This window comes from Muribaculum intestinale, assembly GCF_002201515.1.
In the GTDB taxonomy this organism is placed as follows: domain Bacteria; phylum Bacteroidota; class Bacteroidia; order Bacteroidales; family Muribaculaceae; genus Muribaculum; species Muribaculum intestinale.
In genome coordinates this window covers 1,654,405-1,670,524 of sequence record NZ_CP021421.1, presented here as the reverse complement: position 1 = coordinate 1,670,524, position 16,120 = coordinate 1,654,405, and the positions used below count along the sequence as shown (strand labels likewise).

The window sequence follows — 16,120 nt, the reverse complement described above, 5'->3', positions numbered from 1 at the left end:
TTTTATAGCCTTTTGGATATTAGAAAGAAGCTACCACACCGAGCGACACGGTGATAGGACGTGGATAGATGTTCTTGTCGACACCGGAGAATACCTCGGGATCAAGACCGTTGTACTTGGTAATCACGAACGGATTCTGCACGGCTCCATAAAGGCGGAGGCGTAGAGCGTCGTTGATAAGCGAAGGCCATGTATAGCCAACGGTGATGTTGTCGCAGCGGAGGAATGAGGCGTTGCGCACGAAGTAGTCGCTCATGGCGCCCTTTACGCCGAGGTCGTTGAAGATGAAGCGGTTGGCCATGAGGTTGCTCAGAGGTAATGAAGCAGTCGACGACTTGCTGACGTTGGAAGCCTCGAAGTCGTTGTATACCCAGTTGCCGATATTGGCGCGGAGCACGATACCGAAGTCCCAGTTCTTATAGTTGACCGAGTTGCTCCATGTAAGCACCACCTTGGGGTCGCGGCTGTGGTAGAGGTATTTGTCGGCCTCTGTAATCTGGCCGTCACCGTTGCGGTCGACATACTGACCCTCGATGGGGTTGCCGTCCTGGTCGTAGACCTGCTGATATACATAGTAGCTGTAGGCCGGATGACCAACCATATGTGCCTGTACAGTACCTCCGGTACCGGCCGAGATACCTTCACCGGCAGCGATGAAGAAATCGGGGTCATTGCCTGCGGTAAGTTTGGTAATCTTGTTTTGGTTCCAGGCGATGTTGAAGTCGGACGACCATGTGAGATCCTGAGTGACAATCGGGCGTGTTGATACGGTAAACTCAATACCGGTGTTCTCAAGGTCGCCGATGTTCATGTTGAGGGCGTTGGTGAGGTTGGAGCCTGCGGGCACAGTGGTGAATGTGAGCAGGTCCTTGGTCTTGCGCTTGTAGAAGTCGAGGCTACCGTTGATGCGGTTGTTGAGGAAACCGAAGTCGACACCAACGTTCCATGTGTGTGTCTCCTCCCACTTGATGTCAGTGTTGTAGCCGTTGGGCTTGAGCACATTGATGAATGCGTAGTCAGAGCCATACTGGCCGCGGAGCGACTCGGGTATGGGGTTGGGATATGATGTGGTGTTGGGCTCGAGGTTGCCGTTATTGCCGATAACGTATACAGGGAGGTAGGGGAAGAAGTCGTCGCCGAGATCCTGCTGTCCGGTGACACCGTAGCCTACACGCAGCTTGAGGTCGGAGAGCACGGGACGGAGCGAAGCCATGAAGTTTTCGTCGATAAGGCGCCATGCGAGAGCTACAGAGGGGAATGTGCCCCAGCGGTGGTCCTTAGAGAAGCGCGATGTACCGTCGCGGCGTACGGTCACGGTAAGGAGATACTTGTCCATGAATCCGTAGTTGAGTCGGCCGAAGAAGCTGACGAGAGCAAGGTCGTTGCGGTAGTAGCTTGTTGGATATGCCTGGAAGTTGTTGTATTCGCCTGAGTTGATACGGGTAAGGCTGTTGCCCTGCCAGCGGAACGACTGCCATGAGTAGCCGGCTGTAACATCGAGGTTGGAGCGGATGCTCTCAAACTCTTTCTTATAATTAAGGTAGAAGTCGAGAAGGAGGTTGGCCTTCACCTGGTGTTCGTGGAATGTACGGCCCTGTCCGTCGCGAGTCGACTTGATGTCATATTTTCCTGAGCCAATCTGGTCGGGAGCCACCAGCACATCGCCTACATAGGGGAGGTCGGAACCGTTTTTCCACGACATGGGGGAGTATGCGTTGTGGATATTGTCGACATTCGAGCGCGAGATGTCGTAGCCGAGGTTGAGGTTGGCGTGTAGCTCGGGGAGCCAGGGGAGAGCGCCGTCAATCTGGAGGTTGCCGATTGACTGGAACACCTTGGACTGCGAGTCATACTCCTTGAGAAGCGAAACCGGGTTGAGTGCCTTCAGAGTGTTGATTGACGATCCAGGGGTGTCCGGGCCCGCTACGGCAGTACCGGCATAGGTGGTATAGTTGAGGAATATGTTGCCGTCGGGAGCATATACGGGGAGCGTCGGGTTGAAGCTCACGGCACTACCAAGAGCCGACTCCTCGTAGAAGCGGTTGTTGATGTATGCGCCGCGGAGGTTGGCGTTGATAGAAAGGAGTCCGTTGAAGAACTTGGGCGAAAGGTTGAGGCCGAAAGTGGCACGGTCCATCTTGGTGGTCTCCACGATACCGTTGTTGTTGGTATAGCTGACCGACACGCGGTAGGGAAGAGCACGGTATGTGCCTCCGACGCTGAGGTTGTAGTCGGAGCTGACGGTGGTGCGGAGCACCTCCTTCTGCCAATCGGTAGAAGTGTTGCCGAGGGCGTTGGCCTGCGATGAGCCTTCGCCATATTCATTGATGATGAAGTTGCGGAACTGCGATGCCGACATCATGTCCATGTAGTTGCGCGGAGTGTTGATGTACATGTTGGCTGCGAAGTTGACTGTCGGCGCGCCCGAGCTACCCTTCTTGGTGGTGATGATAATCACACCGTTGGAGGCACGGCTACCGAAGATTGCGGTTGCCGATGCATCCTTGAGGATTGTCATCGACTCGATGCTCTCGGGGTTTACGAGCGACAGAGGGTTGGATGAGCCCAGAGTGCCCTTTGTGTCCATGGGCACACCGTCGATAACAATAAGAGGGTGTTTCATAACAACTGTTAAGATAGTCCATCAAAAAAATGCCTCTGCTAAAGGAGAGGACATTTCTAAATTGTTTATTTGTTGACAATTATAAGAAAGGATTTAGAAATGTACACCTCTGATTTAACAGAAGCACAGAAAGCTTTCATAAAAGAAACAATTCCAATGGATAATTGGACGAGCAAATATGATTTTTTCCTTGTCTTTGATGCCATTCTATATGTGGACAAGACCGGCTGTCAATGGCGTAATCTACCTCATGACTTTCCGGCATGGCAGACCGTATATTACTATTTCCGTGCATGGAGTGCCATCGGCGAGTTCAAGAATCTGCTTGACAGCCTTGTCGCAGAAGTGCGATTTCAGGAAGGTCAGACACCGGAACCAAGTGTTGCGGTTGTAGACGCTCAAAGTGTGCGGGCTGCCTCATATCCCTCACCGAAAGGTTTTGACGGCAACAAGAAAGTCAAGGGAATAAAACGGCAGATTGCAGTTGACGAGAATGGGCATCTGCTTGATGTAAAGACAACTACCGCTAACATACATGACTCCAAAGGCGGTTTGATGCTTCTGGCTTTACTTGCCGCCTCGCACCCGGTCATCAAGAAGATTCTTGCAGACAGAGGCTATCGCGGAGATTTGATTGAACTTGTGAGAAATACCTTTGGCATGAACGTGGAAATCACTTTGTCTGGTTCTTCTGACGGGAAGTTTATCCCGGCAAAGGGCAGATGGGTTGCGGAGCGCTCTATCTCATGGCTTGACAACTTCCGACGTTTATGCAGAAATTATGAGGATACATTGGAGGTCGCACGACAGATGGTCATCATAGCAGGTGTGGCAATGCTCTTGAACAGGCTTACAGCAAATTAACAATCGTTATGAAACACCCTCTAAGAGGCTCGTTGGATGCCGAAAGCGAGGCACCGCCACGAATCTGGATGTTGGCCTTGCCTTCGGGCTGACCGCCGGCGGTAGTTACAACCACACCGGGCGAACGTCCTACGAGGAGATCCTGGGCCGAAGTCGACAGACCGGCCTGCACCTCAGAGGGCTTGATGGCCGACACAGCGCCTGTGGCGTCGCTCTTCTTCACTGTACCATAGCCGATGGCTACGACCTCGTTGAGCATAACCGAGTTTTCGGATAGCACAACGTCGATTGTAGTGCGACCGTTGACAGCTACGTTCTGAGTGTCGTAGCCTACATAGGAAAATACGAGAGTGGCGTTGGCATCGACGTCGATACGGTAATTGCCGTCGAAGTCGGTGGCTGTGCCCTGCTGGGTGCCTTTTGCGAGCACACTCGCCCCAATCAGGGGTTCGCCGGTCTTGTCAGTGACAGTACCTGATACTGTAATCTTCTGTGCAAGAGCCGGGAATGAAAGACACAGGACCATAATGGCCACAAGCCATGCCTTCCGATTCATCTGGAAACAAATGTTCTTCATGCAAGAGTTTGTTTAAATAAATATTAGTTGATATGTTGCTATAAGACTTGAATTTATTCCATGCGCTTACACGCATGGACGGGCATATGCCCGTGAATCCGGAGAGATGGGACAGAGGTACACGGGCAAATAATCTTATACCCGCGAAATGTTAAAATCTTATATTTGGTTAACTTAATAAAAACTATCTTCAGACAAAAGCGTTCGAAATTATTATATATCGACGCTCTGTTCGGGCGCAAATATAGCTCATTTAAGGAAAATTCGGCAAATAAAGATTTAAGAATAATATTCAATTTCACATTTTTTAACCTAAATAAAAATTTAGGGAATCTCCCGGAAGTCAGGAATGCATAAGAAATCAGTGAATCACAATTCCGGTGAGCACCGGGCGACCGATTGCAGCATTGATGTCTGCGGTAAGGCGCTCGCGGCAGAATGAGAGCTCCTGCTTAAGGGGCGCCGACGAAATGTATACATGCAACACACCCTTGTCGACATAGCGACGTGTGGTGTAGCGGTTTATCACATGCCCGACCACCTCGGGCCACAGGTAGGCCGCCCGCTGCTCGTCGACAGTGGTCGTGAGCCCTTCATGGCTGAGATATTCGTCGATAATCTGGTTGACTGACTTAGGGTCGGTACGCTTCATGGCAATAATGAGTTTCAGAGACGGGAAAATACCCCGGAGTCGACATTCCACAGCGAATAGTCGGAACCGGTGCGGCGTATTATTCCGTCGAGATGCGTGCGGTTGGTGTCGGTGATGAATATCTGGCCGAACCCGGCGCCGGCCACGAGCTCCATTATGCGCTCCACGCGTGTAGCGTCGAGTTTGTCGAAAATGTCGTCGAGCAACAGTAGCGGGCGCATGCCGACATTCTCTCGCAGAAAGTCGTACTGGGCGAGTCGCAGGGCTATGGCATATGTCTTACACTGTCCCTGCGATGCAGCCCTGCGCATCGGCATTCCGTCGATAAGCATTTCAAGGTCATCGCGATGAGGGCCGACCGAGGTGTGGCGCACAGCCTCGTCGCGTCTCCTTGCCGAGTCGAGCAGAGATGAAAGCGTGGCGCCGGAGTTGAGCGAACTGTCGTAGCGGAGCTCTACCTGCTCGGCGCCGTCACCGGCAATCGCCGAATAGTATCGGCTGAATATCGAGGTAAGGCGCTCGGTCCATGCGGCTCTTGACTGATGGATTGCCGAGGCGGCGATGTCCATCTGCATCTCCACCGCAGCGTATAGCGAGGTGTCGGCGATGCCGTCGCGCAGCATGCGGTTGCGCTGGTCGAGGGCACGTCCGTAGCGTATGAGTGCGTCGAGATACACAGGGTCGGTCTGCGATATCACCATATCCATAAGGCGCCGGCGCTCGTCGGAGGAACCACGGATGATATCGACATCCTGAGGCGACGACATCACCAAAGGAAACGCCCCGATATGGGCCGACAGGCGCTGGTACTCCTTGCCCTGGCGTTTGAGCGACTTGCGGCGTCCGGGAGTGATGCCGAGCGACAGCTGCTCGTCGATACCGTGGCGCAGGTATGTGGCCCTGACCATGGCGAAGTCGTCGCCGCGGCGTATAATCTGGGCGTCGGTCATGCCGGAAAAGCTCTTACAGAAACTCAGGAAATATATGGCGTCGAGCAGATTGCTCTTGCCCATGCCGTTGTTTCCCAACAGCGCGTTGACTTTCGGCGAGAAGCACAGCGATGCCTCGGCTATGTTCTTGAATCCGTTGATATGTATCTCTTTGAGAATCATGGCGGGGAGTTTATCAGTCAAGCCCCATGTCCTTGAGCAGGTTGGGCCGGAGGGAGCGTGTGCGCGCTATGGCCTGCTCGTGGCGCCACTCGTCGATGCGCGCCTGATGGCCCGAAAGGAGTATGTCGGGCACACGCCATCCCTTATACTCGGCGGGGCGTGTATATATCGGAGGGGCGAGCAGTCCGTCCTGGAACGAGTCGGACAGCGCGCTCTGCTCGTCACCTATGGCTCCCGGAATCAGGCGCACTATGGCGTCGGTGATAATCAGGGCGGGCATTTCGCCTCCGGTGAGCACATAGTCACCAATGGTGATTTCGCGTGTCACAAGGTGCTCGCGTATACGCTGGTCGACCCCCTTGTAATGGCCGCAGAGTATAATGATGTTATCGAGCATCGACATGCTGTTGGCCATCGGCTGTGTCAGCTGCTCTCCGTCGGGCGATGTGAATATCACTTCGTCGTAGTGGCGCTCGGCTTTCAAGGAGGATATAGCGCGGTCGACAGGTTCAATCTGCATCACCATACCGGCCTCTCCGCCAAATGGATAGTCATCGACCTTGCGGTAGCGGTTGGTGGTATAGTCGCGCAGGTTGTGTACTTTGATTTCCACCAGGCCCTTTTCCTGCGCGCGCTTAAGTATGGAGCAACCCAGGGGCGACTCCAGCATCTCGGGCAGTACGGTAATGATATCGATGCGCATGATTTCTTTTTTGTAAAACGTGTTAACTGTCATGCAAAGTTAGTGACTTTGGCCGACATTACAACAATACCGGATGTGGCAGAGTATTACTTCATGCATCCGTATGCCCGGCACAATCAGAATGGAGTGGGTATATAATATTTGCAAAAATTAGTTAAATACATATACAACTGCGATTAATTCGGGTTGTTTTAGTATTCTTTTTCATATATTTGCAAATATTCGGAATAATATCTGCATTATTTCAGAATCTAATCCGGCACATTCTATACAATGCCGCGACAAGGCAATAGCCTCATGAGCTAAAAAATGGAGAAGTAATACACTACAGCTATATTGATATGTACGAGAGATTATATGCACGCATAGCGGGCATAGCCGCCATTGCAACGATGGCGGCCGGCGCATCGGCCGACGCCGCGGTGCGCTATGTGAAAGCCGGAGCCGAAAGTGGCGACGGCCTGTCGTGGGCAACCGCCATGACCGATCTGCAGGATGCAATCGATGCGTCGGAAGCGGGCGACGAGGTATGGATTGCCGGCGGCACATACCGACCGACACGGATATACGACTCTCGCGTAGGCAACTCGCGCACATTTGTAGTAAAGGACGGGGTGTCGATATACGGTGGATTTGCCGGCACCGAGACCGCAAAGGCCGAACGTGCCGTAAAAGCCGGAGGGCGCCCGTGGGAGATGATCAACGAAACGATACTCGACGGCGACGACGATGTGGCCGACGTGTGGGAACGCGAAATCACTGCCGGCACCACATACCGCAACACATGGAAAAAGGAGGACAGCCAGATACCCGGCACACAGAACAATGCCACCCATCTGCTCTACCAGCCGGAAGTAATACGCCAACACACCGTAATCGACGGGCTCACCATCAAGGGGGGCAACGCAAACAATTACCGGGTGAAAGCCTCGGGAGGCGGCATATACGTGCGCGGCAACGTGAGCATCAGCGCGTGCCGCTTCTATGAAAATTCATGCTACCTGCGCAACGAAGCCTATATCAACGCTGCCGGCGGCGCAGTATACCTCAATGGAGCCGGCGACGCATCGGTGTCCGACTGTCATTTCGCCAGAAACTACGCATACGCCTCATATACCATGGGAATAGGCGGAGGCCTGTATGCCCAGAACGCACGGGTGGAAGGTTGCCTGTTTGAGGACTGTGTGGGCGAAGACGCCGGTGGCGCCGTGTATCAGAGCGGAGGCTCGCTGAAAAACTGCCACATCACCACCAGCTATTCCTCGGCAGGAGGAGGCCTGTACACCATCGGTGTGCTTGACAATAACGACAACGTACAGTATGCCGCTACCGCAGAGGATGTGACCGTGACCGACTGCCAGGGTCTTAACGGCGGCGGAATCAACGTAGCAACAGGTAGCACACTGACCCATGCCCGCGTATGGAACTGCAAGGCCGACGCAACGGAATATGGAGAAAGCGCCGGAGGATCAGGCGGCGGAATATTCTTACAGGGCGGCACCGCACTGGGGTGCGTGGTATACAACAATATGGCATTCCGCGGAGCGGGCATATGCATCCGCTCGGGCAAGGCCGCCAACTGCACAGTGCAGCACAACGCCAACCGCAAGGCCGACCCCGCCGTATCAAATATTGCCGAATGGCCCGAATCGGGAGCCATGAAAGGTGTATCGAACTGCATAGGCAACCCCGACGCCGACGCGTCGAACTTCACTGCCCCGAGCACATTCACCGGTCTTGCCACTACCGACGGACAGAAAGCCTCGCTCGCCTCGGCCGACTGGAGCCTGAGAGCCGGAAGCGAGTTTATCGATGCAGGGACATCCACCGACGGACTGCAGGAGGCCACCGACATGGCCGGCAATCCGCGAGTGATGGGGAGCAGCATCGATGTAGGCGCTTATGAATATGTAAGCGAGGCTGCACCCAACGCGTCTCTGACATTCAACGGCAAGAACGAGGAAGTGATAATATACTTCCGCACTACCGACGGAAACTTCAAGGTGAAAGTCGGCGACGACATGTACACCGTAGACAATGTGAAGCCCAACGCCGACAAGGGTGTGGCCCTCCCTCTCGGCGGCTCGACCGTAGCCGCGATATATGCCGAGGGACTGTCGCGACTGAGAATCGAAGGCCAGGGCCTGACCGCAATCGACCTGTCGAACGCTCCGGAACTCACCATGCTGCAACTTGGCAAGAACGAGCTGTCGGAACTTGACGTGACCCGCAACACAAAACTCACAGGCATCTATGCCGAAGACAATAATATCGCTGCCCTCGACATAAGCAACTGCACGGCTCTGCGCGTGCTCACCATGTATGGCAACCGACTGAACGGCACACTCGACCTGAGCGGAATGTCGGTACTGTCGTCGGTCGACATTGATGACAACAATGTGAGCGAACTGCTGTTGCCGGCCCATGCATATCTTGTAGAGGTAAACTGCGAAAACAACGCTCTTACCGACATTGACATCGCCAACCGCTCGGGACTGCGCGACATCAATCTCTACGGCAACCGTCTGACTTCGCTCGACCTCACGGGACTGAGCGCGCTTGAAGACCTCTATGCCGGCAAAAACGAAATAACCGAGGTGAAAGGCCTGGCCGACTGCAAGGCAATCGAGACATTAAATGTAAGTGGCAACCGGCTTACCGGTATCGATATAAGCGTAGCGCCCACCATCACCGGTCTATACCTATATAATAACGAGCTGACCGCGCTCGACCTCTCGGGCAACCCCAACATCTCGTGGATGAACGTAAGCGACAACCACATCGGCGCACTTGACATCTCGCGCCTGACCAACCTGCGCCTGCTCCACGCCAACAACAACGCCCTGACAGAGCTCGACCTAAGCAACTCGCCCTACTGCTCGCAGCTGACCGTAGGCGGCAACAGAATCGGTAAGCTCGACCTTTCGAAACTTACCGCGCTCTACTGGCTCAAGGCCGACGGCAACAATCTCAGCGAACTTGACGTGACCGCCAACACCTACCTCAGTCTGCTCGAATGCGGCAACAACCGTCTGACTGCGCTCGACATAAGCAAGAACACCATGCTGCGCCGCCTTGCCGCCGAAAACAACATGCTGACCACGCTCGACATCGCGGCCAACAAGGACCTTTGCGGCATATCAGTACAAGGCAACGCCATGGAGACTGCCGCCATCAACAACATGATTGCCAACCTTATCGACGTAAGCGACATGACTCCCCTTGAAGGAAGCGAGTGGATTACCATGCTCGACATCAGCTCTATGCCAGGCACCGCAGGGGCCAACGTAGCCGCAGCAGAGTCCAAAGGATGGAACGTGACAGCCAACGGAGGAAGCGGCATCGACAGTATCGACATCAACGGAGCCGAAGTGGCGGCCGTGACATTCTACACCCTGTCGGGAGTGGAGCTCGGTCCGGAAACACCATCAGCAGGATGCTACATAGCCCGCATGACCCTCACCGACGGACGCACCGTAGCCCGCAAGTATTTTGTAAAATAATATAATATCGACGGCGTTCAGGAGATGCCATCCACGACACTCCTGAACGCTCTTTTATCTATCCAATCATTTAAAAATTTCCGTATGAAAAAAACTTTACTCTTCGCTTTTGCTATGTGTGGCACTATAGCAGTCAACGCCATGGAGCCACTGTCGGCCGAACAGCTCGCCAGACTCTCAATCCAGATTAATACCTCGGACAATGCATTCAAATCCAATGCCACTGTAGGGCCGGAATATACCGACGAGAGCAATCCCACCACAATAAAAATCCAGAATTTCAACAATTCCGGACTTGCAATTTCTTTATTTGTAGACTGGGAGAATGCAACCCTATCGGCCGCACCTCAGACTCTCGGCTATGATGATGACTATGCCAATATGCTGATGGTGGTCACTCCTGAAGCGTCAGAGCTAAGCAGTCCGATGGATCAGGCGTTCCAAAACGCAAGGATAACAGGCACAATCAGCAACGATGAAATCAGGCTCAATCCATGGACAATCGTGTCAGTGCCTACAAGTTTTACATCTGTAACCAAACTATACGACAAGCCTTTCGACACAAAATTCATTTCACCCAACGCCACCATGTCGCAGGAGCGCCTCGATTGGGATAACGACTGGGAGAATCTTGTGTCATCATATAGCCAGGATTTCCGCGTATATACCGAGGTGGACGGCACCACTCTGACCGTATACGGCTGGGACGACATGGAATCATGCGTGAAACTCACCCGTAAAGTGGACAACGGCACCTTTACCTATGAGAACAACCCTTCTGACCTGATTTACGCCGACAAAAAACGCGACTGGTATCTTTGCGCTCTGCCCGGCACAACATGGGATGACCTCGAAAATTTCAAATCGGAGAACGCCACTTCATTGGTGTCAAATCCGATTACCGACTCAAAGGTCATCACATTCAACCAGTGGATTATCGTAAATTTCGGCGAGAGCTACAACAATGAACGCTCATTCGGCTCCTCGGCCAAACTTACACTTGACACGCCTCTTCAGCTCGGCACAAGCGGAATCGGTGAGACAATAGCATCGGGCGCCCCCGTAAAAGTAGCCTACTTCAACCTCAACGGCATTGAGACCGCCAAACCGGCCGCAGGTATCTTCGTAAAGGTATCCACCTATGCCGACGGCTCTGTAAAGACTGAGAAGGTGGCCCTGTAATCGCTCTTCCCCACAATCGCCGTCGATTGTAAACCAGCAGGTTGCAGCGATTTTAACATCTGAATGAATAAAAATCATAAAAAAGTTTTTGCGACTGCAAGATAATTGCTTATCTTTGCAGTCGCAAATGCCATCGGGGTGTAGCACAGTTGGCAGCGCGCCACGTTCGGGACGTGGAGGTCGGAAGTTCGAGTCTTCTCACCCCGACATTTATTAAGACAAACGGATTTAGCTCAGTGAGTTAAATCCGTTTTTTTGTAATTTGCAAGGAGTAATCAGTCGCCGGGCTACGCCGGGCATGCCGAGATGTTGCTTATTGACCTGTGGCTGCGCACCGCTAACGCGGAGCTTACCACAGGCTAACGTTGTAGACGCCCCCATAGGGGCTATGCGCTAACGCGAAGGGTTGTCATTGCAATCCAACGGGCTATCCAAGGACTTTCAATTAACACTCCAACAACACCCTCCCCGGCACACATACACAGCCCTACAATACACCTGCGTGCCGCAACAAATCCTCCGGGCTACAAAGAGTCTCATTCATATCTTCCTCGCACACCCATCATCCCGCAACACTGCTTCATCCCGCAACAAATCCGCCGGGCGACAAAAAGCTACATCCACAACTCCCCGCGTCAGCGCATAGCCGCGTTAGCGGTGTCTACAACGTTAGCCCCACCCAAGAGCCGCCATAGCGGTTCGCAGGGTGGGGTCACGGTCCTCCCCTCGACATGCCCGGCGTAGCCCGGCGACTCAATACACCACCGTCCAATCAAGGGAAACAATCTCTTTTTCCGAGGGCAATCCGGGCACTGCACCCCGCGAGCCGCATGATACTTTATAATTGCCAAAAAATTGCGGAAACGGCTTAATTGTCGTAACTTTGCGGGAGTGGGAATACGCGCAACCGCACAATCCCGCTATGACAGGGAGCGGCAGAATGCGCCGGACACCGGAGAGACGCCGCCGACCGCGACAGAGACACGCGAACAACAAGGAATTTCTTTATATATGAAAAAGGTATTGTTATTAGGCTCAGGCGCCCTGAAAATCGGGCAAGCGGGCGAATTTGACTACTCCGGGTCTCAGGCTCTGAAGGCGCTGAGAGAAGAGGGCATTTCCAGTGTGCTCATCAATCCCAACATTGCAACAATCCAGACCTCCGAGGGCGTAGCCGACCAGGTATATTTCCTGCCGATTACGCCCTATTTTGTAGAGGAAGTAATCAAAAAAGAGCGTCCCGACGGCATTCTGCTCGCATTCGGAGGGCAGACTGCACTCAACTGCGGCACCGAACTGTATCAGAGCGGAGTGCTTGACAAGTACGGAGTGAAAGTGCTCGGCACATCGGTCGAGGCAATCATGATTACCGAGGACCGCGACCTTTTCGTAAAGAAACTCAAGGAAATCGACGTAAAGACCCCCGTCAGCGAGGCTGTCGAGAGCCTGGAGGATGCCAAGCGTGTGGCCCACGAAATCGGCTTCCCGGTAATGGTGCGCTCAGGCTACGCCCTGGGCGGTCTCGGCTCAGGCATCTGCACCAACGACGAGGAGTTTGCACGCCACTGTGAGAGCGCCCTCGCCTACTCACGCCAGATTCTTGTGGAAGAATCGCTCAAGGGCTGGAAAGAAATCGAATTCGAGGTAATACGCGATGCCAACGACCACTGCTTCACCGTAGTGCCGATGGAGAACTTCGACCCGCTGGGCATCCACACCGGCGAATCAATCGTAGTGGCACCCATCGTAAGCCTCACCCCCGAGCAGATAAAGATGCTCGAGGATATCGCCATCCGCACCGTGCGCCATATCGGCATCGTAGGCGAGTGCAACATCCAGTATGCATTCAACGCCGAGACCAACGACTACCGCATCATCGAAATCAATGCCCGCCTGTCGCGCTCGTCGGCACTCGCGTCAAAGGCTTCGGGTTATCCCCTTGCATTTGTTGCCGCCAAGCTCGCCCTGGGCTATACCCTCGACCAGATTGGCGAGATGGGCACCCCCAACTCGGCCTTCGTGGCTCCGAGCGTCGACTACATGATTGTGAAGATTCCCCGCTGGGACCTCACCAAGTTTGTCGGCGTCGACCGCGAAATCGGCTCGTCGATGAAGTCGGTAGGCGAAATCATGTCGATAGGCAAATCATTTGAAGAAATCATACAGAAGGGTCTGCGCATGATTGGCCAGGGCATGCACGGATTTGTCGGCAACAACGACATCCGGTTCGACGACCTGGAGAAGGCCCTCACCCACCCCACCGACCTGCGCATCTTCGCCATCGCCCAGGCGCTCGAAGAGGGCTGGACCGTAGAGCGCATCTCCGACCTTACCAAGATTGACCGCTGGTTTGTAGAGCGCCTGAAAAATATCGTCGACTACAGCCACAAACTCGGCGCCTACGACAAAATCGAAGACCTCCCCAAGGATGTGCTTGCCGAGGCCAAGCGTCTTGGCTTCAGCGACTTCCAGATAGCACGTCTCGTAGAGAAGCCCGAAGGCACCATGGAGGCCGAGGTGCTCCGCGTGCGTGCCCACCGCAAGAGCCTCGACATTCTGCCCAAGGTGCGCCGCATCAACACCGTGGCTTCGGAATACCCCGACCTTACCAACTATCTCTACGTGACCTACGGCGCCACCGAGAATGCGATACCCTACGACATGAACCCCGGCAACAACATCGTGGTGCTCGGCTCGGGCGCATACCGTATAGGCAGCTCGGTAGAGTTCGACTGGTGTTCGGTCAACGCCGCAAGCACCTGCCGCAAGCTCGGCTACCGGTCGATAATGATCAACTACAACCCCGAGACCGTATCGACCGACTACGACATGTGCGACCGCCTCTACTTTGACGAACTGTCGTTTGAGCGCGTGATGGACATCATCGACCTTGAGTCGCCCCGCGGCGTCATCGTGAGCGTCGGCGGCCAGATACCCAACAACCTGGCCATGAAGCTCTACCGTCGCCACGTGCCCATCCTCGGCACCTCGCCCGTGTCGATCGACCGCGCCGAAAACCGCCACAAGTTCTCGGCCATGCTCGACCAGCTCGGCATCGACCAGCCCCGCTGGAAGGAGCTCACCACCCAGGACGACATCGACTCGTTTGTAGAAGAGGTAGGCTTCCCCGTGCTCATCCGCCCGAGCTACGTGCTCTCAGGCGCCGCGATGAACGTATGCTACGACTACGAGCAGATGCATCGCTTCCTCGGACAGGCCGCCAAGGTGTCCAAGGAGTTCCCCGTGGTCATCTCCCAGTTCCTCCAGAATGCCAAGGAGATTGAGTTCGACGCCGTAGCCCGCAACGGCGAGATTGTCGAGTATGCCATCTCGGAGCACATCGAGTTTGCCGGCGTACACTCCGGCGACGCAACCCTCGTGTTCCCCGCCCAGAAAATCTACATGGCCACCGCACGCCGCATCAAGCGCATCTCGGCCAAGATAGCCAAGGAGCTCAACATCTCCGGACCGTTCAACATACAGTACCTCGCCAAGGACAACGACGTAAAGGTGATCGAATGCAACCTGCGCGCATCGCGCTCATTCCCCTTTGTCAGCAAGGTGCTCAAGAAAAACTTCATCGAGACCGCCACACGCATCATGCTCGGCGAGAAAGTCGACCGACAGGATTCGTCGACATTCGACATCGACTACATCGGCGTAAAGGCATCGCAGTTCTCCTTTGCCCGTCTCCACAAGGCCGACCCCGTACTGGGTGTCGACATGTCGTCGACAGGCGAGGTAGGCTGTCTCGGCAAGGACTTCGACGAGGCCCTGCTCAACGCCATGATATCCGTAGGCCACCACGTGCCCAAGGGAGGTGTGCTCGTAAGTTCGGGCGATGTACGCGGCAAAGTCGACATGCTCGACGCATGCCGTGCGCTCTTCGACAGCGGCTACAAGATTTACGCCACCGAAGGCACAGCCCGTTTCCTCAACAACAACGGCATAGCCACCCAGGCTGTAGGATGGCCCGACGAAGAGGGTACAAGCACCGAGAATGTGCTCGACCTCATTGCCTCTCACAAGGTCGACCTGGTAATCAACATCCCCAAGAACCACACCAAGCGCGAGCTCACAAACGGCTACCGCATACGCCGCTGGGCTATCGACCACAACATACCGCTGCTTACCAACGCCCGCCTCGCCGGAGCCTACGTGAAGGCATTCATCAACCGTCCGATGGAATCGATATCAATCACTCCCTGGAAGGAATATTGATTATAGTCTACATACCCCATACAAATGCCGCAGAGTACATCACAACTCTGCGGCATTTATTTTAGGCAAGGGCCTCACACCGCAAGGCTTGGTCATCTCCAATTAGCGAAATAGTCGCCGGGCTACGCCGGGCATGCCAAGGGACGGGGACACAGACCTATGGCTGCGAACCGCTAACGCGGCTCTTACCATAGGCTAACGTTGTGGACGCCCCCAAAGGGGCTATGCGCTAACGCGGGGACTTGCCAATGTGACCATAACGAAATCGGCGGAATGCAGACAGCCATAACAAACTATGCACCAACATATAGCATTACAGATACAATCAAAAGAAACACGATTGCGGACTATACCACCCCCACCTGCAACTCAACGCGTTAGCGCATAGCCCACACCTCCTTAACACCTATCCCTTTGGCCCCATCCACAACCCAACGCGTTAGCGCATAGCCCCTCTGGGGGCGTCCACAACGTTAGCCCCACCCAAGAGCCGCCCAGACAGCCATAACAAACTATGCACCAACATATAGAATAACAGATACAATCAAAAGAAACACGATTGCGGACTATACCACGCCCCACCCCACCTGCAACTCAACGCGTTAGCGCATAGCCCACACCTCCTTAACACCTATCCCTTTGGCCCCATCCACAACCCAACGCGTTAGCGCATAGCCCCTTTG

Annotated in this window: 9 protein-coding genes and 1 tRNA gene; 5 read left to right on the top strand and 5 right to left on the bottom strand. The window is 54.3% G+C overall.

What is annotated here, in order from left to right; translation table 11 throughout:
• Nucleotides 1–19 precede the first annotated feature (19 nt).
• Nucleotides 20–2,623: a SusC/RagA family TonB-linked outer membrane protein gene (locus ADH68_RS06760; RefSeq protein ID WP_068961463.1), complete on the bottom strand. Its 2,604-nt coding sequence runs from the start codon at nt 2,621–2,623 to the stop codon at nt 20–22.
• A gap of 99 nt (nt 2,624–2,722) precedes the next feature.
• On the opposite strand from ADH68_RS06760, the gene ADH68_RS06755 reads away from it, so the two are divergent.
• Complete coding sequence (locus ADH68_RS06755) at nt 2,723–3,487, top strand: IS5 family transposase (protein WP_068960265.1); 765 nt, start codon at nt 2,723–2,725, stop codon at nt 3,485–3,487.
• Here the strand turns inward: ADH68_RS06755 and ADH68_RS06750 are convergent.
• The 4 genes from ADH68_RS06750 to trmD all read right to left on the bottom strand — a co-directional run bounded on the left by ADH68_RS06750 (nt 3,474) and on the right by trmD (nt 6,531).
• The gene (locus tag ADH68_RS06750) at nt 3,474–4,064 is read right to left on the bottom strand and encodes a carboxypeptidase-like regulatory domain-containing protein (RefSeq protein WP_084274106.1); all 591 of its coding nucleotides are present in this window, start codon (nt 4,062–4,064) and stop codon (nt 3,474–3,476) included. The genes ADH68_RS06755 and ADH68_RS06750 overlap by 14 nt on opposite strands.
• Nucleotides 4,065–4,425: 361 nt before the next feature.
• Nucleotides 4,426–4,716 (bottom strand): DUF721 domain-containing protein, encoded by a 291-nt coding sequence (locus tag ADH68_RS06745; RefSeq protein ID WP_068961465.1) that lies wholly within the window; start codon nt 4,714–4,716, stop codon nt 4,426–4,428.
• 14 nt (nt 4,717–4,730) lie between these two features.
• Nucleotides 4,731–5,828 carry a DNA replication/repair protein RecF gene (gene recF, locus ADH68_RS06740; protein WP_068961466.1) on the bottom strand — a complete coding sequence of 366 codons (1,098 nt, stop codon included), beginning with the start codon at nt 5,826–5,828 and terminating at the stop codon, nt 4,731–4,733.
• Nucleotides 5,829–5,841: 13 nt separating this feature from the next.
• Entirely contained in the window at nt 5,842–6,531 is a 690-nt protein-coding gene (gene trmD / locus ADH68_RS06735; RefSeq protein WP_068961467.1) for a tRNA (guanosine(37)-N1)-methyltransferase TrmD, read from the bottom strand.
• 341 nt (nt 6,532–6,872) lie between these two features.
• Between trmD and ADH68_RS06730 the strand changes: the two genes are divergently transcribed.
• From ADH68_RS06730 to carB, 4 genes are all read left to right on the top strand, one after another.
• A complete protein-coding gene (locus ADH68_RS06730) occupies nt 6,873–10,034 on the top strand; it encodes a choice-of-anchor Q domain-containing protein (protein ID WP_088294793.1) in 3,162 nt (1,053 codons plus the stop codon).
• An 84-nt stretch (nt 10,035–10,118) separates the two neighbouring features.
• Nucleotides 10,119–11,216 (top strand): hypothetical protein, encoded by a 1,098-nt coding sequence (locus ADH68_RS06725; protein WP_133165669.1) that lies wholly within the window; start codon nt 10,119–10,121, stop codon nt 11,214–11,216.
• A 134-nt stretch (nt 11,217–11,350) separates the two neighbouring features.
• A tRNA-Pro gene (locus ADH68_RS06720) sits at nt 11,351–11,423 on the top strand.
• A gap of 804 nt (nt 11,424–12,227) precedes the next feature.
• A complete protein-coding gene (gene carB / locus ADH68_RS06715; RefSeq protein WP_068961470.1) occupies nt 12,228–15,437 on the top strand; it encodes a carbamoyl-phosphate synthase (glutamine-hydrolyzing) large subunit in 3,210 nt (1,069 codons plus the stop codon).
• The last annotated feature ends 683 nt before the right edge of the window (nt 15,438–16,120 follow it).

Excerpts from the sequence above, each read along its gene's own strand:
- ADH68_RS06760 (WP_068961463.1), bottom strand. The coding sequence starts at position 2,623 with ATGAAACACCCTCTTATTGTTATCGACGGTGTGCCCATGGACACAAAG.
- ADH68_RS06755 (WP_068960265.1), top strand. The coding sequence starts at position 2,723 with ATGTACACCTCTGATTTAACAGAAGCACAGAAAGCTTTCATAAAAGAA.
- ADH68_RS06750 (WP_084274106.1), bottom strand. The coding sequence starts at position 4,064 with ATGAAGAACATTTGTTTCCAGATGAATCGGAAGGCATGGCTTGTGGCC.
- ADH68_RS06745 (WP_068961465.1), bottom strand. The coding sequence starts at position 4,716 with ATGAAGCGTACCGACCCTAAGTCAGTCAACCAGATTATCGACGAATAT.
- recF (WP_068961466.1), bottom strand. The coding sequence starts at position 5,828 with ATGATTCTCAAAGAGATACATATCAACGGATTCAAGAACATAGCCGAG.
- trmD (WP_068961467.1), bottom strand. The coding sequence starts at position 6,531 with ATGCGCATCGATATCATTACCGTACTGCCCGAGATGCTGGAGTCGCCC.
- ADH68_RS06730 (WP_088294793.1), top strand. The coding sequence starts at position 6,873 with ATGTACGAGAGATTATATGCACGCATAGCGGGCATAGCCGCCATTGCA.
- ADH68_RS06725 (WP_133165669.1), top strand. The coding sequence starts at position 10,119 with ATGAAAAAAACTTTACTCTTCGCTTTTGCTATGTGTGGCACTATAGCA.
- carB (WP_068961470.1), top strand. The coding sequence starts at position 12,228 with ATGAAAAAGGTATTGTTATTAGGCTCAGGCGCCCTGAAAATCGGGCAA.